The organism is Amycolatopsis sp. WGS_07 (genome assembly GCF_045278895.1).
In the GTDB taxonomy this organism is placed as follows: domain Bacteria; phylum Actinomycetota; class Actinomycetes; order Mycobacteriales; family Pseudonocardiaceae; genus Amycolatopsis.
On the sequence record NZ_CP136053.1, the window covers coordinates 1,602,438 to 1,627,859 of the forward strand.

Annotated in this window: 8 protein-coding genes; 4 read left to right on the forward strand and 4 right to left on the reverse strand. The window is 65.7% G+C overall.

Annotated features, from left to right (window positions below; translation table 11 throughout):
* Positions 1–69 precede the first annotated feature (69 nt).
* The 4 genes from RPX00_RS07355 to RPX00_RS07370 are packed head-to-tail and all read left to right on the forward strand — an operon-like array spanning position 70 to position 11,307.
* Positions 70–3,216, forward strand: coding sequence for an amino acid adenylation domain-containing protein (locus RPX00_RS07355; protein ID WP_406638706.1), 3,147 nt, complete (start codon positions 70–72; stop codon positions 3,214–3,216).
* Positions 3,209–8,635: an amino acid adenylation domain-containing protein gene (locus tag RPX00_RS07360; RefSeq protein ID WP_406638708.1), complete on the forward strand. Its 5,427-nt coding sequence runs from the start codon at positions 3,209–3,211 to the stop codon at positions 8,633–8,635. The genes RPX00_RS07355 and RPX00_RS07360 overlap by 8 nt, the downstream gene beginning before the upstream one ends.
* 1 nt (position 8,636) lies before the next feature.
* Positions 8,637–9,932: a phytoene desaturase family protein gene (locus RPX00_RS07365; protein ID WP_406638710.1), complete on the forward strand. Its 1,296-nt coding sequence runs from the start codon at positions 8,637–8,639 to the stop codon at positions 9,930–9,932.
* A gap of 43 nt (positions 9,933–9,975) precedes the next feature.
* Positions 9,976–11,307: a flavin-containing monooxygenase gene (locus RPX00_RS07370; protein ID WP_406638712.1), complete on the forward strand. Its 1,332-nt coding sequence runs from the start codon at positions 9,976–9,978 to the stop codon at positions 11,305–11,307.
* A gap of 815 nt (positions 11,308–12,122) precedes the next feature.
* Here the strand turns inward: RPX00_RS07370 and RPX00_RS07375 are convergent.
* From RPX00_RS07375 to RPX00_RS07390, 4 genes are read right to left on the reverse strand one after another with little or no spacing between them, the layout of a single operon-like run.
* Entirely contained in the window at positions 12,123–14,264 is a 2,142-nt protein-coding gene (locus RPX00_RS07375) for a UvrD-helicase domain-containing protein (protein WP_406638714.1), read from the reverse strand.
* A 14-nt stretch (positions 14,265–14,278) separates the two neighbouring features.
* Positions 14,279–20,524, reverse strand: coding sequence for a DEAD/DEAH box helicase (locus RPX00_RS07380; protein WP_406638716.1), 6,246 nt, complete (start codon positions 20,522–20,524; stop codon positions 14,279–14,281).
* A complete protein-coding gene (locus RPX00_RS07385) occupies positions 20,521–25,194 on the reverse strand; it encodes an Eco57I restriction-modification methylase domain-containing protein (RefSeq protein WP_406638718.1) in 4,674 nt (1,557 codons plus the stop codon). The genes RPX00_RS07380 and RPX00_RS07385 overlap by 4 nt, the downstream gene beginning before the upstream one ends.
* Positions 25,194–25,418, reverse strand: coding sequence for a hypothetical protein (locus RPX00_RS07390; RefSeq protein WP_406638719.1), 225 nt, complete (start codon positions 25,416–25,418; stop codon positions 25,194–25,196). The genes RPX00_RS07385 and RPX00_RS07390 overlap by 1 nt, the downstream gene beginning before the upstream one ends.
* Positions 25,419–25,422 lie beyond the last annotated feature (4 nt).

The following is a 25,422-nucleotide window of genomic DNA, read 5'->3' on the forward strand; positions in this document are numbered from 1 at the left end:
CGGCTCAACCGAAGCGCAAGGCCGTCCCCTTAGCGTAGGCAATGCTTACGGCGAAGGGGACTCCCAGTCATGCGCAGCAAGGAAACACTGCATGCTCTCGTCCAGCGACAGGCGTCGATCGACGGGGACCGAATCGCAGTGGTCCACGGATCGGATTCGATAAATTATTCCGGGCTGATTCGGCGAAGCCACGAAATCGCCGCCGAACTGCTGGCCCGAAAAGTGCGGCACGGCGATCTGGTCGGCGTCTGCCTGCCGCGCGGGATCGATGCTGTCGCGGCGTTGCTCGCGATTCTTGAGGTGGGTGCGGTCTGTGTGCCGCTCGCGCTCGAACAGCCGCCGGCGCGGCTGGCTTTCATCCGGGAGGACAGCGGCCTGGTCCTTACCGTGACCACGACGGAGATTTCCGGCGAGATCGGCATCGACCCCGCGCAAACGGTGTGTCTCGACACCGCTATCGCGCCGGTCCCGGCACCGCGAACCACCGTCGAGGTGTCCAGCGACGATATCGCGTATGCCTTGTATACGTCCGGATCGACCGGAACTCCCAAGGCCGCGTTGCTCACCCATGCCAATATGTGCAATTTCGTCCAGTTCTGCCTGGAGGAAGGCTTCGTCGATCGCGACGGCCGGGTCGTGCACGTCAACAACCTCGGTTTCGACGCGGCGATTTTCGACATCTTCGTGCCGCTGGCCGCCGGAGCGGCGGTCTGCGTGGCCGAACGCGACGTCATCGTGTCGCCTGCCGCGACGGTGCGATGGTTCGTCGAAAACCGCATCACCGCAGGGCTTTTGACCACAAAGGTGGCCGAGGCTTGCATCGCGGAGCAATGGCCCGCCGAAACCGCCATGCGCTGCCTGGTCACCGGCGGCGAACAGGTCACCATGTGGCTGCCGCCGGATCTCCCGTTCAAGGTCGTGCAGGCCTACGGGCCGACGGAATGCACGGTGTGCGCGGCGACCATGTTCCTGCCGCCGGAACCCGAGGGCGGTGGGGTCCCGTCTTTCGGAAAGCCCATCCGGAACGCCCGCATCTATCTGCTGGACCCCTCAGGCCAGCCAGTTCCCGACGGCGAGCCGGGGGAACTCTACATTTCCGGCACCGGAGTGGGTGCCGGTTACCTCGGCCGCCCCGAATTGACCGCCGAGCGTTTCCTGCCGGATCCGTTCGCTCCCGGCGAGCGCATGTACCGCACGGGAGATTTGTGCCGCCGGAACGCCGACGGCGAATTTGAATTCCTCGGCCGGATGGACCACCAGGTCAAGCTTCGCGGCCACCGGATCGAACTCGCCGAAATCGAGGCGACGCTCGGCACCCATCCGGACGTCAGCGGCGTCGCGGTGATTGTCCGCGAGGACCGGCCCGGCGACCGGCGGCTGGTGGCCTATTTCACCGGCGGCGAACCTCCCGCCGCTGAACTGCGCCAGCACCTCGCCGACCGGCTGCCCGCCTACATGATCCCGGCCGCCTACGTCCGTCTCGACCATTTCCCGTTGACCACCAACAACAAAATGGACCGGGACGCTTTGCCCGCGCCGGACAACGTCCGCGAAATGCCGGTGGACTACGTCGCGCCGCGGACGGCTGTCGAACGCGATCTGGTCAAGCTGTGGGAAGAACTGACAGGCGCGGCGCCGGTCGGCGTCGGGGACGAGTTCCACGCGCTCGGCGGTGACTCGCTGATGGCGGGCCGAGTCGTCGAGTGGATCCGCGCCCAGCACGCGACCGAAATCCCGTTCTCCCGGGTCTTGGCCGGTGCGACCGTCGGAGAGCTGGCGGCCCTCATCGAAACGGGATCAGCCGATACCGCTCAAGCACCGGGGCCGACCGCCGTGCGGAAGTCCAGCGGTCCGGTCGCGGCGACGTCGGGCCAGTTCGGTCTCTGGCTGCAGGAGAATCTGGCTCCACAGGACGGCGTCTACAACGAGACGGTGCTGCTCACCATCCGGGGACAGCTCGATCCCGCACTAGTCCAGAACTGCCTCACCGATCTCGTCCGACGGCACGAGGCATTGCGCACCTGCCTGCGGCTGGTCGAGGGAAGGCTGCGGCAGATCGTGCTCGAACCGGCCCCGGTTCCGCTCGAACTGCACGACGAGCGCGGTGGCCAGGACGACGGCGTTCTGTCGTCAGCACAACGGAAACTGGTCGACGCGCTGGCCCGCACTCCCTTCGACCTCACGAACGGGCCCTTGCTGCGCGCCGCGCTGCTGCGGTCGGGCCAGGAGTCGCACGTCCTCGTGCTGGTCCTCCACCACGTCGCGGTCGACGGCTGGTCGCTGGACGTACTCTTCGAGGAGTTCACCGAAAGCTACGCCGCCGCGTCTTCGCAGGTATGGCCGCCCAGCCCCAGCTTCGCCGATTTCGCCGCCTGGCAGAACGAGCAGATCCAGTCCGGCGGCTTCGAACCCGGCGTCTCCTATTGGCGCAAGCAGCTGGCTGGCGCGCCCGAAGTGCTGGAGCTGCCGCTGGATCACCCGCGACCAGCCACCGCCACCGGCCCGGCGGCCGTCGTCCACGCGACGCTGGCGCCGACGACCGTGCGGATGATGCGGAAGTTCGGCAGGTCGGAACGGCTCACCCCGTTCATGCTCGTGCTCGCCGCCTACCAGGCCGCGCTCGCGGGCTGGACCGCGAGCACGGACATCGTGGTCGGCGCGCCGCTGGCCAACCGCCCGGCCGGCTTCCATCGGACCGTCGGGTACTTCCTCAACCTGGTGCCACTGCGGACCGATCTCGCCGATCCGCGGACCTGCCGGGAGCTGTTCGGCGAGGTCCGCGACACGGTGCTGGCCGCCCACGACCACCAGATGGTCCCGTTCCCGCACCTGGTCGACCAGCTGATGACCACCCGGCCGCCCGGCGTCGCACCGATGTTCCAGGTCGCGATCGTGTCGCAGGAGGTGCAGCGGCGCACCTTCTCGGCCGCCGGGATCGAGGTGGAATACCGGCACGGCGACCCCATCGGCGCGAAATGGGACCTGACGCTGCACCTCATCGCGAACCGCGGCGGCCCGCTGCCCGGGATCGACCTGGAATTGGAATATCGCGCGGACCTGTTCGAAAAAGAAACGGTGCAACGCCTCCTCGACCGGTTGTGCGGGCTGCTCGAATCGGGCCTCGCCGATCCGGACCGCCCGATCGGGGAATGGATTTCGCTCACCGGCACTCGCCAGTTGTTGAATTCGTCGAAGGGGAATGGCAGTCATGAGTGAAGCGGTTCACGTTCTCGTTGAACGGCAGGCGTCGATCGACGGGGATCGAGTCGCGGTGGTCGACGGACCGGACTCGGTGAATTACGCCGGGCTGCTGCGGCGGAGCGACACGATCGCTGCCGAACTGCTGGCCAGAAAGGTGCGCCGGGGCGATCTGGTCGGCGTGTGCCTGCCCCGGGGCATCGACGCCGTCGCCTCGCTGCTGGCGATCCTGCGCATCGGCGCGGTGTGCGTACCCCTCGCGCTCGAACAGCCCGTCGCACGGCTGAAACTGATGCGGGAAGACAGCGGCGTGGTCACCACCGTGACGACCACCAGCCTTTCCGAGCAGATAGGAATCGATTCCCCACAGGCCGTATTCCTCGACACCGATCTCTCCTCGAACCCGACCCCGATCGTCCCGGTCGAGATGTCCGACGACGATATCGCGTACGCCCTCTACACCTCCGGATCGACCGGAACCCCCAAAGCCGCACTGCTCACCCACGGAAATATCAGCAATTTCGTTCAATGGTGCGCGGAAGAAGGAATCGTCGACCGCGACAGCCGGGTGGCCCACGCGACCAACCTCGGGTTCGACGCGGCGATCCTGGACGTCTTCGTCCCGCTGGCGCTGGGCGCGTCGGTCCACGTGGCCCGCCGGGAGACGATCGTGTCGCCCGCCGAAACCGTGAAGTGGTTCGTGGAGAACAAAATCACCGCGGGCTTCCTGACCACGAAGGTCGCGCAGGCCTGCCTCGCCGAGCAATGGCCCGCCGACACCGCCTTGCGCTGCCTCGTCACCGGCGGCGAACAGGTCACCACCTGGCTGCCCGAGCACATCCCATTCCAGGTCCTGCAGGTGTACGGGCCCACCGAATGCACGGTGTGCGCCGCGACCATGTTCCTGCCTCCGGAGCCCGAGGGCGGCGGGATCCCGCCGTTCGGACGGCCGATCCGGAACACCCGCATCTACTTGCTCGACCCGTCGGGACAGCCGGTGCCGGACGGCGAAACCGGAGAGTTGCACATCTCCGGAGCTGGCGTCGGCGCGGGCTATCTCGGCCGTCCCGAACTCACCGCCGAGCGCTACCTGGACGACCCGTTCACCCCCGGCGCGCGCATGTACCGCACCGGCGACCTGTGCCGCAAGAACCGCGACGGCAACCTCGAGTTCGTCGGTCGCATCGACCACCAGGTCAAACTCCGCGGCCACCGGATCGAACTCACCGAAATCGAGACGACGCTGGTCGCCCACCCGGCCGTCGACGACGCCGTGGTGCTGCTGCGCGAGGACCGCCCCGGCGAAAAGCGGCTGGCCGCCTACCTGACCTACCGCGGCGACGAGCCACCGGCGGTCAGCGAGCTACGCCGGCACCTCGCCGACCGGCTGCCGCCGTACATGATGCCGTCCGCCTACGTCCGGCTGTCCCAGTTTCCCTTGACCCCGAACAACAAAGTCGATCGGAGCGCATTGCCCGTGCCGGAGGAGACCCAGCGCACCGCCGGGGTGCCCGCCTTGGTGGACCGCGTCCGCGCGATCTGGGAGAAGACGATCCAGGTCACCGACATCGGACTGGACGACACGCTTTTCGAACTGGGCGGTTCGTCGCTGCACGTACCGGAAATCCATCGCCAGGTCAGTGAGCTGGTCGACGCCCCCGAACTCGGCATGATGGCGCTGTTCACCTACCCGACGCTGCGCACATACACGAACCACCTCACGGAGTTGCTCGGAAACACCGCCGCACCGGCCCGCACCGAAGCCCGGCCCACCGCCGATCCCGTTCCAGAGAACGACGACGGCGACCGTTCCATCGCCATCGTCGGCATGTCAGGCCAGTTCCCGGGCGCACGCAGCGTCGACGAGCTGTGGGCGTTGCTGCGGGACGGACGAGAAGGCACCACGCACGGCATCGCCGGTCCGATGGAACCGGACTGGGTCGCCTCCGCCGGGCTCATCTCCGACCGCGACGGCTTCGACCCCGCGTTGTTCGGCATCAACCCGGCCGACGCGGACCTGATGGACCCGCAGCTGCGCAGGTTCCTCGAAACCGCGTGGGCAGCGCTGGAAGACGCCGGATACGGCCCGAAGACACGCGGCCTTCCCACCACCGGGGTTTTCGGCGGCTCGTCGTTCCCCCGCGACTGGGCGGAGCGGTTCGCCGCCCTGCGGCCCGAGCCCGGGAGCCCGGCCGAACTCCGGCTGATGAACGGGAACCCGTGGCAGAACCTGGCCACCCAGATCGCGTACCGGCTCGGCCTGACCGGACCGGCGGTCGACGTGCAGACGGCCTGCTCGACCTCGCTCGTCGCCGTGCACCTCGCCTGCCGGAGCCTGATCGACGGCGACTGCGACCTCGCGATCGCCGGCGGCGTCGGGCTCACCCAGGACACCGGTTACCGCTACGAGGAAGGCGGAATCCTTTCGCCGGACGGCCGCTGCCGCCCGTTCGACGCGGACGCACAGGGCACGCTGCCGGGCAGCGGAGTCGGCGTCGTCGTGCTCAAGCGGCTGTCCAAGGCGCTGGCCGACCAGGACACCGTGCACGCAGTCATCCGGGGCTCCGCGGTCAACAACGACGGTGCGCTCAAGGTCGGTTTCTCCGCACCGAGCGTCGAAGGGCAGCAGAAGGTCCTGCGAGCGGCCTGGCGGGCGGCGAACGTGTCCGCCGACAGCATTTCCTACATCGAAACCCACGGCACCGGCACTGTTCTCGGCGACTCCGTCGAGGTCAGCGCGTTGACCAAGGCCTTCCGGGAGGACACCGGGCGGGCGGCGTTCTGTGCGCTCGGATCGGCGAAGAGCAACTTCGGCCACCTCGACGCCGCGGCCGGCGTAACCGGTCTTATCAAGGCGGCGCTGGCGGTCAAGCACGGCGTCATCCCGGCCACCCTGCACTTCCGGAAGCCGAACGCCGAACTAGCCGTCCCGGACAGTCCGTTCTACGTCAATGCCGACACCATCCCGTGGCCGGACTCCGGTTCGGCCCCGCGCCGGGCGGCGGTCAGCTCGTTCGGCGTCGGCGGGACCAACGCCCACATCGTCGTGGAAGCCCCGCCCGCACCGCAGCCGCACGACCCCGCGACCGGACCGCAGCTGGTGCCGATCTCCGCCCGGACGCCGACCGCACTCGACACCGTGACCCGGCGGCTGGCCAGTCACCTCGGCTCGACCGAACACGCGCTGTCCGACGTCGCCTTCACCCTCCGGCACGGACGTACCGCACTGCCGCATCGACGGGCCGTGATCTGCCACAGCACGGAAGACGCCGCCTCCGCACTGCGCTCGGTTGAGATCAGCGGAGTGGCGAGCCCGCAGCGCCCGCCCCGCGTGGTGTTCATGTTCCCCGGCGGCGGTGCCCAGCACGCCGGAATGGGACGCGATCTCTACGACCTCCACCCCGTTTACCGCGGCGCGATCGACCGGTGTGCGGACCTGTTCGCGCAAACCCTCGGCATCGACATCCGGGAACTGCTGTTCCCCGAACCCGCGGACGAGGAAACCGCCGAGAAGGAACTGCTCCACCCGTCGAACAACATGGCGGCGATCTTCGCCACCGAATACGCGTTGACCGTGCTGCTCGATTCGTGGGGCATCCAGCCGGACGCGGTGGTCGGACACAGCCTCGGCGAGTACACCGCGGCCTGCGTGTCCGGGATGCTGTCCGTCGAGGACGCGGCCGAACTCGTTGCGCTGCGCGGCAAACTCGGCGACGGGCTGCCGGAATCGGCGATGCTTTCGGTGTCGCTCGACCTGCCCGCGCTGAGCGCCCGGATGGACGACCGCCTGACGGTAGCCGCGGTCAACGGCCCGCGCGCCCACGTCGTGTCGGGTTCCCTCGATGCGATCGCGGAACTCAAGTCCACATTGGACGCCGAAGGGATCCGGACGCATCAGCTGCCGCTGCGAGGCGGATTCCACTCGCCGCTGGTGGAACCGGTCATGGACCAGCTCGCCAGCCGGGCGGCCACCAAGACCGTGCACGCGCCCAAGGTGCCGGTGATCTCGAACGTGACGGGCGACTGGCTGCCGGAAGCCGGCGTCACCGATCCCGCTTACTGGGCACGGCATCTGCGGCAGACCGTGCAGTTCGACAAGGGCCTCACCACGCTGCTGGACACGACGGACGACAACACCCTGCTGGTCGAAATCGGCCCCGGCAAGGCACTCACCACTCTCACGCAGCTGCATCCGCTCGTTAGCAAGACCCAGGCCGTGGTTCCGACGCTGTGCGCCACGACCTCGTACGGTGCCGAGCGGGACACGTTGCTGGCGGCTGTCGCGCAATTGTGGTGCGCCGGCGTCGAAATCGACTGGGAAGCGTTCGACGCGGACGAGCGGCACTCCCGGGTCCGGCTGCCGGGTTACGCATTCGAGCGATCGGCGAGCGGCCCGGTGAAGATCGCAGCACCGGTCGCCGCAGCTCCGCGTCCGGCCATCACCGACGAAGCCAGCCTCACGCGCGGCCTCGCGCAACTGTGGAGCGAACTGCTGGGCGTCCCGGCTCCCGGCGACTCGGACAACTTCTTCCAGAGCGGCGGATATTCGCTGCTGGCCGTCGAATTCAGCACCCGCGTCCGCCAGGAACTCGGCAGCCCGGTCGGCGCGCACCTGCTCCTGGAACACCCGACCTTCGGCGAACTCGTCAACCACGTGCACAAGCTCGCCTTCGGCCGCGAACGACAGGCCGTCGAACGCCCGGACGTGCTGATCGAACTCCAGCGCGGCAAACCGGGCAAGGCACCGGTGTTCCTGGTGCAGCCGGTCGGCGGCACCGTCTTCACCTACCAGGCGCTCGCCGGACGCCTCGGCCCCGACCGTCCGGTGCACGCGTTCCGAGCGGTCGGCTTGGAGGCGGACGAGAAACCCTACGAGGACATTCCCGAAATGGCCGCGATGTACGTGGCCGAAATGCTGGCCGTACAGCCCGAGGGCCCGCACATCATCGGCGGCCATTCGTCCGGCGGCGTCGTCGCGTTCGAAATGGCGAACCAGTTGATCGAGCGCGGGTTCGAGCGGCCGCGTCTGGTGATGGTCGACACCGTGACGTCCGAACAGTCCCACTCGCTCAAGGACGCCAAGGACGTGGAGAAGCTGGTACAGACCCTGTTCGGCATCGCGCCGGAGGCCACCGCGGCGCTGCGCAAGGGAATCACCGAGGACCCGCTGATCAGGGGTGTCGTCGTGACGACCAACCTCGCGCTGTCCCGCTATTACCCACAGCCGTGCGCCGCGGACATCGTCTACTTCCAGGCGGAAGAACGAGACGAATTCCTGGACAGCAACGCCGACGTCTGGTGGGAAAAGTACTGCGAGGGCGAGATGACCGTGCACGTCGTCCCCGGAAACCACTTCTCGGTGATGGACGAACCGTACATCGCCCGGACCGCCGAATTGCTCGACGAGCACCTGAACCGCTGGGAAGGGCAGAACTGACATGTCCGAGGAAGAGATCAAGGACGTCATCGTCGTCGGTGCCGGTCTCTCCGGCCTCACCGCCGCCATTTCCTTGCAGCAGCGGGGATACTCGGTCCTGGTACTGGAGCGTCGCCCGGTCGCCGGCGGCCTGTGCGGAAGCACGACCATCGACGGATACCAGTTCACGATCGGCTCCAACGACTTCGGCTCCGCGATCAAGCGATACCTGCACCAATTGGGCGTGGACCTGGAGTTCGAGAAAAACCAGACGGTATTCTACTGCGGACGGGAGAAATACGTCCTCCCCGCCACGTCGCGCACCGTGTTCGACCTGATCCGGCACCTGCCGGACACGACGCGAGTCGGCCGGGCGCTGCGCAACCCCGAAATCGGGAAAAAGTTCGACTACGTGGGCCAGTTTCTCGACGCCACCGTACGCAACAAGACCTTCCGGGACTTCCTGTCTTTGCCCTCGTACGTCGCCGGCCATTCCCCCGCCACCCACCGGTTCGACCTGTTCCGCCAGATCTACAGCAAAAACCCCGATTACGGCTACCACGAACTGTGCGCACCGACGGGCGGCCCGCAAGCGATCACCGACTCCATGACCGCACGCTTCGCCGAACTCGGCGGACGCATCGAGTTCGACACCGACGTACTCGACGTCCGCCAAACCGACGACGGCAAACTGGTGACGACTTCGCGGGGCACCTATCGCGCCAAGCACCTCGTGTCCAGCGAAGCCCGGACGGGAAGCCACTCGGTCCGCTCCAGCCTGGAAATCGGCGTCCTGCACCTCGCCACCCGACCCGACGTCCCGTTCCCGGAAGGGGTCCACACCGTCGGATACCTGCCGCCCGGGGTGCAACACTGGCTAGGCCAACTCGACGACGGCCAACTCCCGGACCAGTTCGGCTTCCACAGCTTCCCGTGCGCCACCACCGAGGAGTACCGCTCGTTCAACGTCTACTTCTACTACCCGCGCGGGGTAGAAGAATTCGACTCAGACACCTTGGCCACCGTCGAAAACTACATCATCAACCGCCTAAGCACATTAATCCCCGGCTTCGGCTCCCGACTCCTGTTCCGGCGAAGCGTGTCCCCCGCACAGTTCAAGAAGGAACACAACCTGCGCCGAGTGTCGATCGAAGACATTCTTCCGCTCGGCGTCGAAAAACCAGCCGTCTACGACGCTGAAACCGACACCTACTACGTCGGAAACACCGTCGGAGCGGTCGCCTACCACGCGTGCGCGGCGATGTACTCCGCCCTGGACGCCGCCGACCAGCTGGCCTCCGCCAATCCGCGCGCCTGACCGGCACAACACCGAATCGCACTTTCACAGAATGGAATGGCGTATGTTCGTCGAAACCGTAATCATCGGCGGTGGCCAGCAGGGCTGCGGGGTCGCCGGCGCCCTCGCCCGGCTCGGCTACGAATCCGTGATCCTGGAACGAGGCGAGGTCGGCCAGGCCTGGGCACATGACCGGTGGGACACCCTTTATGTCAACACCCCCAACCGCATGGTCGCCTTTCCCGGACAGCCCTACGACGGCGACGACCCCGAAGGCTTCATGCCAGCCCGCGAGGTAGCCGACCGGCTGAAGCGCTACGTAGCGGAAATGGGCCTCAACGTCCGCGAAGGCACCGCCGTACAAGCCGTCGAACCCCTGTCCGACACCCCGTCCGGCACCCGATTCCGCGTCCACCTAACCGACGGCGAAGCTATTGATTGCCGCAACGTCGTCGCCGCCCTAGGCGGATACACCTCGCCGCGCGTCCCCGCACTGGCCGCCGACATCGACCCGTCAATCACCCAGCTGCACAGCCGCTACTACCGCAACCCACAGTCCCTTCCGGACGGTGCCATCCTCGTGGTAGGCGCGGGAAGCAGCGGCCAGCAAGTCTGCGACGACCTCCGCGAAGCAGGCCGAGACGTCTTCATCTCGGTCGGCCGACACAAGACCGCCCCCAGGTACTACCGCGGCGCGTGCGTGCTCGACTGGCTGCAGTTCCTGTCCATCGAAGGCCAATTCGAGTCCCCCGACCTAGGCCGCGGCGTCTCGCCGTCCCTAACCGGCGCATCAGTCCTCAGCGGCCGGGACGGCGGCCGCGACCTGAACCTGTCCATCCTGGCCCAAAAAGGCGTCACCCTGGTCGGCTCGATCCGGAGCGCGCAGGGCAAGGTCCTGGAACTGGAACAGAACGTCCGCGAAATCGCCCACGCCGCCGCCCGCGCGGAAAAGAACCTCCTGGAAGCCATCGACGCCGCCATCGAAAAGCGCGGCCTGACCGTCCCCGCCCCCACCCCCGCCAGCCTGGTCGACGACTCGCTCCTCGGCGGCTACGAGCCAACCCTGGACCTCATCGCCGAAGGCATCACCACCATCGTCTGGGCAACCGGCTTCGTGCCGGACTACCGAGTCCTGCCCAGCGAAGCCCTAGACGAGAACGGCGTGCCCATGCACAAAAAGGGAGTCGGCATCCTCCCCGGCCTGTTCTACGCAGGCCTGCCCGAGGGCCGCGTCGTCCGCCCGCTGCTGATCGGAAACGCAAGGGCCAACGGAGAGTTCATCGCCCGCCAGATCCAACTGGACAACCTCCTCCGCCACGATTCCCCCGCCTTCGCCGCCCAAACCCGCTGGACGACAGAATCCCTGGACGTGGTACGGAATCTCGGCGGGGCGTAACAGACGCCCCCGTAGCGGTACGCGGCTCAGCCTCACTGAGCCGCGTACCCGCGTCGCGCTGGTTCGGCGGCCGAATTCGCTGTAGATGCGAGCAGCCTCGCCGCGGTCAGATTCGGCCTGGCTGTTGCGGGCCCGTTTCCCCGGGCCTGCGGCGATAGCGCCGACGGCATTGTCTGGATCCGCGATTCAGACACACGACTTCGTCTCCAAGCATTGCCTTCCGCGAACCAAGATCAAGGAGAGGCTCCGAGACAGCATGAGCAAACACCTCCTTCCGGAGGGATGCCTTGTGCAAGCCCTCGATGGGCATGTCGGCCCTACAGCGCCTTCTGCGTCAGATCGCGGTTAAGGAGCCGCGGCACGACGGTGAGTGGGTTGAACTTGCGCAGCGCGAAATTCCACCTTGAGTCAGCGTCCGCCTCAGCTCTGCTTGCAGCAGATACGCCGCTAAGGCGAGAGTCGGCCTGCGTGTATCGAACGTGTCGAATCACCGACAGTCTCCGAGCCCAGCGCATACGATTCGGATGCGTAGCCGGATCACGCTGCATGTTTTGCCCAGCCGGGCTTTCAACGCATCCAGTTCCTCGAGCGACTCGTATGGATGCACGCACGATTCGAAGGAACCGTCAGCGAGCTCAATTGACAGGAAGGCGAACACCAACGCAGGGCCTTGGCCATTGTTTCGCCGGTCTGCCTGTTGGTCATCCGAAACCGGTGCTCTGCCTACGCACGAACCTGACCACCATCGTTAGAAATAGTTTGATTCCTAGAACCAGTTCGTCAACAGTCAGACGCTCGGCATTCCTAGAGCGAGATCACACCACCTCCCGTTGCAAGTTAACGACGACCAGTTCATCACGGGCACGAGTGGCAGCCACGTAGCGCAGCGATCGACGACGGAGATCGGCGTCAGCTCGTTCCGACGGAGCCAGCGCTTCCAAGCGTGCCAGTTCCATCGGGGACGGACGGTCGGCCGCGATCACGACCTTGGAGAATTCGGTTCCCTTGGCACGGTGCATGGTCATGACTGCCACGCGTCCCTCTGGTGGCCGGTCACGATCGACAGCGCGAGCACCGACGCCACGTTCGGTCAGCGCCGTCACCACCCGGTCACGATGGAAGCGATCCTGGACGAGGACCGCTACGGTGTCGGAATCGGTTCCAGCCTCAACCCAGGCCTGGACTTGGTCGCCAATGACCTGCAATTCAGCATTGAGGGATTCGACAGGAATTATCGTCGGCTCGGGTCCGGTGCGTGCCGAACGGTAGCCGGTGGTCTCCGCCTGGTCTTCCAGATCGAGGTACTGCCCGCCTTCAATGATGTTCATCGCGTAGTGCAGGTTCTGCGCGGTGGTTCGGTAGTTCAAGGTGAGTCGCTGCGAACGACCGACAATCGCCACGCCGTACCGGCTCAGCACCACACGCGTTCCGTAGATGCGTTGGTGTGTGTCCTCGGCTATGAACAGATCGTCCGGATGCTCCCTGGTGACAGCACGCAGCAACTGCCAGTGGCTTGGCGAGAGGTCTTGGCCTTCGTCGATAAGCACGTGGTCGGCGGGCTTGTCGGCCTGCTTGGCCAGATGTGCAGCGGCGACGGCGGCAGCCTCGGCGAAGTCGAGGCTGCCATCGATACGACTCTGCGCTCGATATGCTGCGATTAGCTCCCACACGGCTGAGCGTTTGACTCGATCGAGTGCCACGCCCCGGCCAGGCCGGCGCACCCGGAGGTATCCCGCCTCGTCGTGGATCTTATTGGGCAGCACGACGTGGCCGTACTCGCTGGACAGGAACGACTCGTTGGTCAACTCTGGAGGAAGTGACGTACCGGTCGACTCGACGATCTCCCGCCATCGGGTGCTGGTTGTTCGCGCTAGCGGCGCGGAACGGTCTTCACCAAGCACCTCACGCACGCTGGCAGCCAGGCTGCTGCCAGCACCGCGCAGCACCGCAGAGACAAGCGCGTCCACACCTGTGACGTACACACCCGACTGGCCGAGTTTCTTCGTCTGTGACACTCGCGGATCAAGTTCTGTCAGGCTGGCGCTGAGTGTCTCGGCAAGGTTGGTGGTAAACGTGGTCAGTACGATTCGTGCGTTGGGGTCACGGCGAGCCAGTGCGCGCGCACGGTGCACGAGCACGACCGTCTTACCGGTACCTGCTCCTCCGGACAGCCTGAATGGACCGTTGTAGCTGCGTTCGACGTAGCGACGCTGCTCGGGGTGCAGAAAAATTCGCCAGGCTCCGAAATCGCCCCCTTCAATGACGCGACGCAGCTCGTCCTGATCACCGATCAGGGCGTACTGGAAGGCCGCTCCTGGTCGTTTCAGGGAGTGCAGAACGTCCGCGTCGGCATCGCCCGAGAGAGCGGCCTTTTCAAGGTCCATCCGCGCAACGACTGAATCGACGGTGTCACCAGCTGCGAGATCGACCAAGATCGTGCCTATCCAGCCGTCGTGCTGCTGAGCAAGATCCAACACGGCGTCCTCGTCGACGGCAGCGAGTGCCTGGCCGGCTATCTGCTCCGGCAGTCCGAGAGTCTCGACCAACGCGTTGCGATCATGTCCCAGACTTACGAGCAACGACTGGCTGGCCGGTGGCTTGCTGCCGACCGTGACTGGTTCTGCCGGTGGTTCGATCTCGGTGATCTGTGGCAGGCCGTTGATCGGGTTGACGCTCAGCCGTACCCGGCGCGCCTCGGCAATTGCGTCGTCATGCGGCCAGATGCCGTGGATGACGTAGTGGCGCTCACCGTCGCTGTCGAGGCGGAACATGACTGCTCGCCAGAAGAGGTCCACCCGGCCGGTGCGAACCCGTGGATCGGCAGCGTTCTCGATGGGTTCGATGTGCAGGCCGGACATAGTGTCGTCGGTCCCGAGTTTTTGCAGGAATGACATCGCCTTGCTGCGGATCGATCCGTCGATCTTGCTGGCCAGCTTGCCCATGATGATGGTCGGCATCGTTCCCCGAATTTCTATGCTGCTGCGAGTGCGTCGACGATACGTTCGAGTTCGGCTTCCACGACTTGCCATCCGGCCGCGATCAAGTCCTCTCGGTCCCGCTGGGGCGTGTGATCGAAGGCAACAGCGACGCGCTGTGCCGGCCAGCTGACATCGAGCATGATCCCGTCGGGGCCCTCGGTGCCGATCGCGGGTGGCGCAATTCCGCCATGCGCGGCAAGCTGAGTGATGATCTTGCGTTCGAGGTCCGACGTGGCAGCGTCGTATACGTCCGCCCAGACACCGAGTGGCCTGTCTTCCCGAGTTGGTTCCGCCACCAGTGTCGCCACCGGGGTGACCTGACTGGTCGTGGTGATCACTGTCGGCCAGTCACGCGCGGAAAGCGCGTTGGCCAGCCGCAGCCAACCACGCCACGCATCGGCGTGCGCATCTTCCAACGCCTCGTCGCGGTCGTCCAGCACGACCGCCACTTGCACCACCATGGTCGGCAGCATCTCGACGACGGCGGCGAGCGCCCCCGCCCGGTAGAGGTGAACCTTGCGATCGCCAACGGGGAGGTGTTCGTCGAGCAGGACCGCTCTGGCAACGACCTCAAGGGCGACGGTGTCGGGGACGGTAACCGGTTGAGCGCCGCGGGACAGGAACATTGGCACCGCCCGGCTGACGGCGCGAACAGCGTCCAGTGCCGGCGCGAGCACCCAGTCGACCAGCCAATCCACCGGGCTGCGCCCGAGTGCCCGGTACGCCTCCGGCGGTGCCTGGAACTGCGGCACATTCAGGAAACTTCCCGCCAGATCCGGGTGGTACCAGGGCGGCTGCTCGGTCGGGCCGAGGTCAGCCACGGTGACGGCGACGACGAGCACGCCTGCGTCGCGCAAATTCGCGCGTTTCGCGGCGTCGTCGGCAAGCCGGTTGCAGGTCGACGTGGCATGGTAGGCCCGGCCGTCAGTGAAGATCGCGACGTCCGGAACGTTCATGTCGTTGGTGTGCAGAAGAAAGTCCGGTCGGGAGTCGACCACATTAGCTTGCGGGGTCAGCGTCCATTGCCGGTGCCCGCCGGGCAAGGTGAACCGGACGACGTTCCCGGTGGGACCGGGAGTCTCGGTGACGGTGGCACCCGCGCGGCGGAGCTTGCCGACGAACAGCCGGTGGAACGCACGCTCCAGATGGGATTCCGGTTCCTCGTGTGGTGCCACTTCGGTCACCGTCCAGGTCGTTCCGTCTGCGGTCGACGCGTCGTCAGGCAAGCCGAGCAGGGTGCGCAGGTGCCGCTCCGCCGACGACCTGGACGCTCGGCGGACCATCCCAGGAGCCACGAACGGCAGCAGACAGCGATGGCAGGCCAGACGTTGCTCATGCCTGCATTCGCACTCACGAACCCGTTGCCAGGCAAGCACCAGCAACTCACGCAGCCGCTCCGGGTCGGCGGTTTCGGAGAGATAACCGGTACCGCCGGGCACCACGTCGTGCAGCAGGATCGCGTCGTGATTGTCGGTGCCGTCCGAGTGCGTAGGGTCCACCACGAACTCGACCTGGATGTGGTCTGGGTGACCACCCAGGCTTTCGCGCAATCCGAGCAGCAGCGCAGCACCGATGCTGGGAACCGCGAAGTCGTCACCAAGGGTGACCACGCGTGGCAGCCTGATCAGCAGCCCCTGAGTGCGCAACGTTCTGGACAATGCGATGGTGCTGGTCACCTCGTCCGTCGCCGTCCGATAAGGACACCAGGGCCGGTGCTCGTGCGGCCGGTTACGACCGGTCTCGGTGTCCTTCTTCCCGCATCCGGAGCACACCCGGAACAGCAGGCCCTGCCGCTCCTCACCGCTGATCGTGCGGGTGACGCCCTGTCCGGGTGAGCCAAGATTGATCCAGCGCAGGTCAACGCTGCGCAGGTAGGTACAGCCGAGCCCGGTGTCCTCGACAAACCAGCGACGCACCGCGTTCGCCGGGTCGATGTCGGCGGCGGTGACGATATGGAACGCAGCCCGGTCACGGTCGTCACGACGGTCGGAGATCGCCACTTCGTCCCGCCGGACCTCCGCGGAGACCCTGGTCAGCTCGACCATGTCGAGGCGTTGCCCGGTGTCCGAAATGCCCCGGCTGCCGCATCGGGGACACGGCGGGACGGGCAGGTCGCGGCCGGTCTCGGCGACGTCCGCAGCATAGCCACAGGATGGGCAGAACGCCCAGGTACGAATGGACGCGCCGTCGAGGCCCAGGTCCACCGCATCGATGGTGATCTCCCAGCCTCGAGCGTAGAACGTGGCACCGGGAGCGAAATCACGCAGCGCCAGCGCGGAACCGCGATTGAACTGGGCTGAGCCGTATTCGTGCGCGCCGGTGTCCGGGTCCGTCCAGGACAACCCGACGTCGAGGGTGACCGAGTCGTCAAGCAGCGTGTAGTTGGGGAATAGTCCGTACTCCTCCAGCACGCTGATCCAGTAGGTGCCGCGCAGGTGCCCGAGCTGCCCGGCGGTGAGCTTCGCTGTGGCTTTCGCCGAACGCAGCGCTTGTTTGTCGTCGTCGGTGGCGGCGGGGGAAGCAACCCTGGCTTCGAGATCCGGCAGCAACTCGGTAATCGCTTCCGCCCGTTGTTGCAACGTGCCCACTGTGGCCTGCCAGCGTTCGCTTGCGGCGTGCACGTGTGCGGCGAAGCCGCTCGTTGCCTGCCCGGAGCTTGGCCGAAGCCACTCGCGTAGTTCCTCGACGACGTCGTCAGGCAGGTTTGCGAAGGTCGCTGTGAACGCGGCAAGGCGCTCGTCCGCACCCCGCTCAGCATGCCGGACGAGTTCGCCAAGGAAGGTACCTGGTCTGTCCGACCCGATCGCGCCGATCGCGGTGCGCGGGTGCGGGCGCCGGGGATCGCGGGCGAACCCGTCGGCGAGGTATGCGATGTATTGGCGGCGCAGGATCTCTTCCGCGGCAAGGTAAGTGGCGGGCGGGCGAACCTCGCCGTCCACGACAGACAGCGGATCGCCGATCTTGGGCAGCTGGTCACCACGTCCGGTGACGAACGCCAGGTTCAACGCATTGCCGGTGAGCCGCCCGGCGCGGCCGACGCGTTGCAGATAGGAGGCCACGGTGCGCGGCAACGAAGCCAGAAACACCGCGGACAGGTCGCCGATGTCGATACCCATCTCCAGCGTCGGCGTCGCGACCAGCACGTTCGGTGCTTGCGGACTGCCTGCCGCGTTGCGGAACCCGTCCTCGTAGGACTGCCGGGTCTCGTCGTCGAGCAGGCTGGTGTGTTCACGGGCGACGACGCGGCGCATGTCCGGTGACGTGTAAAGACGCCGGTAGAAGTTGTCCGACGACTCCTCCTCCCGCAATCGACCACGGCAACGGACGTGCAAGCAGGGCGCCGCGAGCAGCTGGTCCACCGTGGCTGACGAGCCAGGCGTCACGGCGCGGCAGGTGTCGCATACCAGCAGCCGGGGCTCGGAGTCGGCAGGCGAGACCACCACCCCCGCAGTGGGGATGGCGTAGACGATCGCGCCGTTGTCACTGATAGTGGTGGACAAGACGCCGTCGCGGGCGAGCCGATCGAACAACAGCTTGGCCAGCCGTCCGCCGTCGAGCGGGGATACGTCGAGTACGCGGCTGGTCCAGCGGGCGTACCAGGATTGGGATCCGGTGACTGCGTCGACACCACGCCCGGTCGCGCCGGTCCCACCGACCCTCGGATATGCGGGGGCGGGCCGGGTCCGGGGGAATGCGGGCATGCCCTCGCTGCGCGGTCGGCCGCCCCAGATCGACCAGTCGTGGCCGTCCTCGGCCCGTAGCCGAGCGAACCAAGGGTGGTCGATGGCACCCTGCGCGCGCATCCGGTCCAGCACACCACGGACCCAGGCGATCATCGTTGCGTCGGAGCGCGGTTGGCTGTCGAGTTTCTCCTGCCAGGACGTGCCAGCCAGCGCGGCTCGCGCGATACCGGCGATGCGTTGCGACGTACCGACTTCCACCTCGACGGCGACCGTACCGGTGAGTTCCAGCGTGCGGCCGGTCCGTGAATTGAGCCCGAACTCCAGTGCGGCAGCGAGTGCTAGGCGCTTCTCCACCCTGGACCGCACGGGCGCGCGCACCGAGCGCAGCGTCGGGGCCTGCCAAAACGGGACGAACGATTCCCGGTCGGCACAGTCCGGGGCGAGAATCCGATAGCGGGCGAACCGATCGTCGCCTGCTTGTTGGACCACCTCGTCAACCAGCGCATCCAGCGCAAGCGGGCCGTCGGCGACAGCGTCGGCGAACACCGAACGCAGGGTGAGGGTATGCGAGCGGGCCTGCACGAAACCGGCCCGGTGTGCGGCATCCTGCACCGAATCGGTGAATACGAGCGCCTTCTTCTCCCGTGCATCCAAGGCTGGCGTGCCGAACAACGTGGACAGCGACACCGATAGCAGAGTGGCGATCGCGCTGCCGAGGAACCGGATACCGTCTTCCTGGCTGCAAGAAGGGCACGTGTCCTTGGCTGCGTCGGCATCTGCGCCGGGGCCGGTGGTGGTGAGCACCGGCAAGATCCAGCCGTTACGCAGTTCTGGGTCGTCCTCGGCAACGCTGGTCAGCAATTCCCGGTGCCGCACGGAAAACCAAGTAAGTCCGTCGACTGGCCGGTCACTGTCCAGCTCGGCGGCAGCTTCGACTGGCGCGTAGAGCAACGCCCGGAATCGGCCTTCGCGGGCGGCGTGATTGCGCCGGATGTCGTCGTCTTCGACGGCCAGGCTAGTGCCGACTGGGGCGAGCCCGACACCCCAGCCCGACCGGCCGCAGTGCCGGCAGAAGATGGCCGGGAACGACGGCCGGACTTCAGCATCATCCGCGACGGCCGGGCCGTCGTCGCCCCAGCGGAACCGGGTGGTCGCGGCAGCAGTCCGGTCGATGCGAGTCAACTCGCGCACCCATTGGTGCAAGTCCACCGACAACGCTTCTCGGCCGGCAACGGCACGAACATGCCCGAGTGCGCCGAGCACATAGCCGACGAACTTCGGGTCGGTGCCCAGCACGTCGGTGGCCAGCTCGTCGAGCGCAATCGCGGATTCGGCGTGCCGGGCAAGATCGTGGACCAGCGGGTGCGCCCGGCAGGCGGCGTTGAGCTGTTCAGGGGTGGCGTTGGCGAACTTCGTCGCGCCAACACCGTAGAGCGCGCCAAGGACAGTGTGTGCGAGTTGCTCCCCGGTTGGGTCGTGCCCGAGCGCCTTGATCTCGCCCATGATGTCCGGCACTTTGAGTTCGGCCAGCGGGATCGGGGGATGTTTCGTGTACGCGCCCGCGAACCATTCGTCGAGGCCGAGCCGGGTTTCGGTGACTACCGCGTCGGCGTCGAATTCCTCACCGAACACGGTGGCAGCGAAGTCGAGCATGACCGTCGGGTCGCCCTTGTCCCCCAATGTCGCGGAGGTGGCAACCGGTGCGGCAAGTCCGAGCGGCCGTCGTCGCGCGGCGGCGTCGATAGTGGGGTCGTCGTCTTTCCAGTGGCTTTTCAACGCGAGGCCAAGGCGGCGCAGCAGCATGGCGACGTCGGTACCCTGGGCGCCGTCGTAGGTGTGGAACTCGTCGAGCACCACGTACCGCAGGCTGGTCGCAGACTGCCGCCAAAGCTCCTGGTCCTCGACGCGCAGCAGCAACTGGTCAAGCATCTTGTAGTTCGTGAGCAGGATGTCTGGCGCAGTGTCCTGAATGATGCCGCGGTCGGTAATCAGCCCCGCTTTGGTCACACTGGTGCGCTTCGGCCCGTCCTGGCCGGTGTAAAGCGCCGCAGTGACGTCGGCGAGTTCGCGGTGCGTGGTGAGCAGCCTGGTCAACCGGTCCGCCTGGTCGTTGGCCAGTGCGTTCATCGGGTACAGGATCAGCGCCTTGATGCCCTTTTCGCCGTTACGGAGGGCGCGCAGGACGTGGTCGATGATCGGGTACAGGAACGCCTCGGTCTTTCCAGAACCAGTACCGGTGGTCACCAACGTCGGCAGGGGGCGGCGATCCCGTCCAGCGGCTTTCGACGAGAGCCGAGCGAAAGCGGCGGCCTGGTGTCCGTAAGGCGGGAAGCCTTCGTACCAGTCGAGCGTGTCGCGCCAGCCGTCGTCGGCGGGCCGGAACGGGAGGCGGAGGCGGACGTACGGGCCCTTGAACATGCCGGTGTCCGGATCGGAGAGAAACCGATCGAGCGCTTCGCGTGCGTCCCCGTCAGTCAGCCCGAACGTTGTAGTCAGATAGTCGACGAGACCGGTCCTGATCCGGTCTGCCTGTAGCGTCGGCAGCAGCTCACTCACGAGCGCTCCTCAAGCCGCCGCTGGAATTCCGCGTACGCCACGCGCATGTCGTGCTCTCTGTCCAGCGTGACGAACGGCAACTCGTACGTGTAGGTGGTCCCAGCCTGATTGGTGGCCGTCCGCTCCTCCTCGGACATCCGCTCCCCCTTCTTTCGCCACACGGACAACACCGAATTAGGAACCAGTCGCCCGTTGACATCGTAGTAATAGACATTCTTGTCGTACCCGTAGAGCACCGAGAACTGCGTCCGGTAGATCGTGCACAACTCGGCGACGGTAAGCCCAAGCGCCAACGCAACCAACGCATCGATCTCCACCAAGCCCTGCCGCCGATCGACCGCGGTTCGAAGAGGCGTCTCGGCTGACCATTCAGCATCAATCCCACCAAGCGGCTTCCGTCGCGCATACTCATACCCGCCTGCCCAGGAATCGGTGCGGAACATCGGCGCGTAACACTCCTGCCACAACTCGCCATATGCGTCCGTAACACAGTTCAGCCTCAACACGCGAAGAATCAACTCTTCCCGCAAGGCAAAGTCGAGAACCATCGGCAATCGTGCAACGGTACTGAATCGGATATTCGCTTTCGGTGCAACCCTTACCGAAAAGTCAGACACCAATGACGACATCGTCGCCAGCAAGATTGCTAGGTCAGTCATAGACTTCCCAGGAACTCCGAGCGAGAACACGCCATCAATGTGCGCAGACCCCGGTGGAATAATGGAAGGAATCAGCGTTCTTTCGCCAGCATTGGCCGCCATCTTGCGCCAGGCGATGCGGTAGCAAGCTCGGGCTGGGCACTCGCCATCTTCACCCCAGTGGGTGTACTTTTGGTCGTAGCGAACTCGGTTGCCTCGCGGTTTGTAAGCGGTGACCGGTATCGCCTCGGCAGCCAACGCCTCAAAGTCCGTCGCCGACCAGTCGAGGTGATTCAGCATCGTCTCGTTCGGCGACTTGTAGAGCGGCGTCGCCACGAACAGATGCGGACCTTGCAGGATCACGTCATCCCACCCCGACGGCATTCCCCACTCTGCCTCGAAATAGCCCTTCGTTCGGTCATTTTTCTCATGCCAACCAGCAGAGAACTGAAGGTCGAGTTCGCCGATTCGCGGCAAGCGGGCAAGCTTATCGAGGACGGCGGCAGCGGAGCGGTTGGCAGCGTAGACCATCCGAGTTTCGCGAATCGGAACGTCGTCCGATTCGAGGACCGCGTGCCAGGTGGCCAGGGTGTCGTCAGTGACCGTCGCAACCCTGCTCCGGTGCGGCCTCAGATCCCAGTTCCCGTCGAGGTCCTTAAATCCCGGCTCGGGCCCGGATCCATCGTGTTCCTGCGAACGAATGGCCGTGTCGGGATGATACATCGAAACCGCACTTAGAAATTTTACACACCCTCGCGAAGAGCCATAAATATTCACGCCGTAATGCTTTTGATGTTGAATCTCAAAGAGTTGAAATTCATTGATAAACTCCCAGTGTCGCCTCAGTCGAGAATAGGCCGCAGCCCGCAGATCACCAGCTTCTTCGTCAGTAAAGTGGGATTCAAGACTGATCAAGCCAATGGTGCCAGGCGGCGAAACGTGCCGCCAGGTTTGTTCCATGAAGCAGCGGTAGAGGTCGGGTTGCAGTCCTTGTAGGTGCGGATACTGAGCCAATGAACCAGTGTATTCGGCTAGGCAGACGATGTCAGTGGTTCCGTCCAGCACCAAGTCACGGATGCCGCGCAAGGCCAGCGTCGTTTCGCGCTTCTCCGCTCGTTTCTCTTCTGACGGTTTGACGGCCAGCTGCCACCAGGGATCGCCTTCGGCCAGTAGCGCGTCCACGTCGGAGCGGGGGCGGACCCAGGGTGGGTTTCCTACTTGGAGGTCGAAGCCGCCCCTGGCGAAGACCGTGGCGAAGTCCAGGTTCCAGTGGAAAAAGCCCTGCTGCTGGGCGACCCGTTCACTTACCGCCAACCACGGGTGAGCACGGAGGACCATTTCTGCCGGCCAGGCACCGGAAAAGGTGAGTTCGAGGTCTTCCGCCTGGTTGAGTTCGTTCCAGTCGGCGGCCTGGGCGAAGGTCGGGCCCGAATTCTTCTTGCGGATCTCCGGGCTACGTCCGAGCAATGCCTGTAGCGCTTCGATCCAGTCGTCCAGGTTCGGGGGCGGTGTGTCGGTGGTCAGCGGCCAGAACCACAGGGCTGCCCAAGCGTCCATGACGCGCCGCAGGCGCTGATAGGCACCGTTCGGATCGGTCAACGCGACTTCAATCTGTTCGCGTTTCACCGCGCCACCGACAGGGAGATCGTCGGCACCCCAGACCAGAATGTCCCGCCGGATCTCCTGCTCGGCGATGTTCAGCCGGCGGTAGGCGATCTGCCAGAGGACTTCGACCCGGTGCGCGAGTTCAGTGAGCGCGTTCACCTGCTTCTGAGTCGGCTTCTTCCGGACACCGTTGCGCCAGTTCTTCATCGCCTTTGCCGTATCCGGCGCGAGCGCGGCGACTTCCTTCGCGTCCGCAGCGGCACCCCAGCCGTCGGCGGGCAGCAGGAAATGGTGGATGCCGTCGGCTGAGACCCGATCGTTGGCGATGTCGTCAACGAGCGAGGCGAGCGGGATGTCACGAGGAATTTTCGTGAGCCAGGACTTGGTACTCACCTGATTGCGGGTGTACACCGCGCGGCGCGCGCCGACCAGGGAGTTGCCCCGGCGTAAGTGCAGACCAAACCAGGGTGCGGACAGGCCGGAGACCATAGTGTCCAACCAGAGCGAGATCTCCGCTAGCTCCACCGCGGTGGAGTTCAGGTCGACCCCGTACACGTTGTGCAGGGCCAGGTACGCCTTCACCTCCTGCAGCCGACGCGGGTACTCGTCCGGGTCGATTCGGATGCCGAGTTCGTCCTGCTTGCGTTTGAGGTACTGGTCAGCCAGCTGCCGGACCGCTTCGATCGCGAATGCGCCGGAACCAAGCGCGGGTTCGCACACGGTGAACGTGAGGATGTCCGCCGCGCGCGTCTTCCCGTCTTGGTCGAGGAGTTCTTCGAGCGCCTGGCCGACTGTGAAACGAGTGAGAACTTCCGGGGTGTAGTACGACGCGGACTGCTGGCGTTCTCGGCCGGCGAGACGGAAAACGAACGAGCCCTTCGGGTGCAGCACCGGACGTTTCTCCCCGGTACGGGGATCAACTGTCTTCACGAAGTCGTCCTTGTGAATGCCGTCTGCTCGATCGACCGGCACCACCCAGGAACCCTTCGCCCCGTCGCCACCCTTGGCCACCTCGTACAGGTCGGTCTCGGCGAAGAAACCGGTGTAGGACATCAGGCCCTCGTACACCGCACCCAGCTGGTTGATTCCGAGTTCCGCGTAGGAAATGAAACCGCGGTCCTTGCCCCGAGATTCCTTGCTGAGCAGCAAATGCGTGAGCACTTGCTGCAACACGGCATTCCCAAGCCGCACCGCATCGATGTGCGCGGTTTTCGCGGGCTGGAATAGGTCGGCCCGCAAGGCATTGAACGTGAGTCCGCCCGCCGACTCCGACTCGTCGTCACTCGTCAACGGAACATGGCCGTTATCGACCAGCCGGAACAACACCGCGAGGGATTCGTACAAGTGAGTCCCAGTGCGAGCCTGCGGAGTGGCCAGCTCCACCTGGATCAGCTCCCGCAGCCGGTCGAGGCTATAGCCCTGATCGTATTCCGGGGCACCCACCGGGAGCACCCCGAGCTCGGGCGACGCCTCGGCATAGAGCAGGAACAGAATGCGATACAGGAACCGCAGCGACTGCTTCGCCAGCTCCTGCGCCTCGCCGGAGGGAAGCGGATCGAGCCCCCGAGCGCGGCGGCGGTCGAGCACCTCGTTGGCGATGATCTCGATCGACAGGCGAACGCCGTCGCGGAGATCCTTCGATACCCCCACCGTGTGCTTGACCGACGCCTCCAGCACGCCGTGCCACCAGATGGAGCCTTCCGCGTCCGGAGCGATCGACTCCACGGACAGGCAAGTGAGCGCCCGATCGATCTCGCCGGCCTTCTTGGTGTCGTTGCGTTCGCAGACCAATTGCAGGTCGACCGCCAGATAACGGCCCTCAGCCCAGCGCTCCCGCTCCGCCAGCAATGCCCATCGTCCGGCCAGCACCAGCACGAACTCCGGGGCTTCCTCGGCGACGAACAACGACGACGTCAGCCGCGCAACGGACTTGATCTCCTCACCGTTCTCGGTGAGCTGCACCGGTTCCGGCAACGTCACCGCGTCACGGGCAAGCAGATCCTCCACCGCGCCAACCGGGCGAGCGGAAAGCACCACCAACGCAGCATGCTTCTCGACTCCGGGAGCGGACACGCGCAGCAACGGGCCAGTCCGGTCGAACACCAAGCCGTGACCGGTCAAGCCGAGGATGTCGAGCAGTCGCTCGTGCACGTCCCCGGCGACATCGTCGGCGGTACGGCCGTCCCGAGCAGCCGCCTGCGCGGACGGGTCGAGTAGCTCGGCCATCACGGCACAATCGCGCTCAAGATCCTGCCGGGCACCGACAAACTTCGAACGCGGCGTCTCGCGGCCCTCAGCGGCTTCGGTGTCCCAGAACTTCCGCCGGTCCATCACCTTCGCGCGAAAGGACTCCTTGGTGGCGTCAGCGCTGAAGTAGTGCTCGGAGATCCAGCCTTCACCGACGACGATCGCATCCGAACCGGCCATCAGTTTTCTCCTTCGGATTCCGGAACAACCACCAGCAACGGGCGGACCAGTTGCCGGTCCGGGGCCATCGCGGCCACCATCGCCCGCTCCTGGTCGACAGTCGCCCGATGGACTTTGAGTTCGCTGCGCTGGATCAGGGCCTCAGCCTCGTCGTCCCAGTGGTCCAGCCGGGTCGACCATTGCTCGACCCGGTTCGCCACATCTTTCGCTGCCGCTTCGAACAAGGTG

Bases quoted from the DNA above. Each gene is read 5' to 3' on its own strand.
- RPX00_RS07355 (WP_406638706.1), top strand. From the start codon at position 70: ATGCGCAGCAAGGAAACACTGCATGCTCTCGTCCAGCGACAGGCGTCG.
- RPX00_RS07360 (WP_406638708.1), top strand. From the start codon at position 3,209: ATGAGTGAAGCGGTTCACGTTCTCGTTGAACGGCAGGCGTCGATCGAC.
- RPX00_RS07365 (WP_406638710.1), top strand. From the start codon at position 8,637: ATGTCCGAGGAAGAGATCAAGGACGTCATCGTCGTCGGTGCCGGTCTC.
- RPX00_RS07370 (WP_406638712.1), top strand. From the start codon at position 9,976: ATGTTCGTCGAAACCGTAATCATCGGCGGTGGCCAGCAGGGCTGCGGG.
- RPX00_RS07375 (WP_406638714.1), bottom strand. From the start codon at position 14,264: ATGCCGACCATCATCATGGGCAAGCTGGCCAGCAAGATCGACGGATCG.
- RPX00_RS07385 (WP_406638718.1), bottom strand. From the start codon at position 25,194: ATGGCCGGTTCGGATGCGATCGTCGTCGGTGAAGGCTGGATCTCCGAG.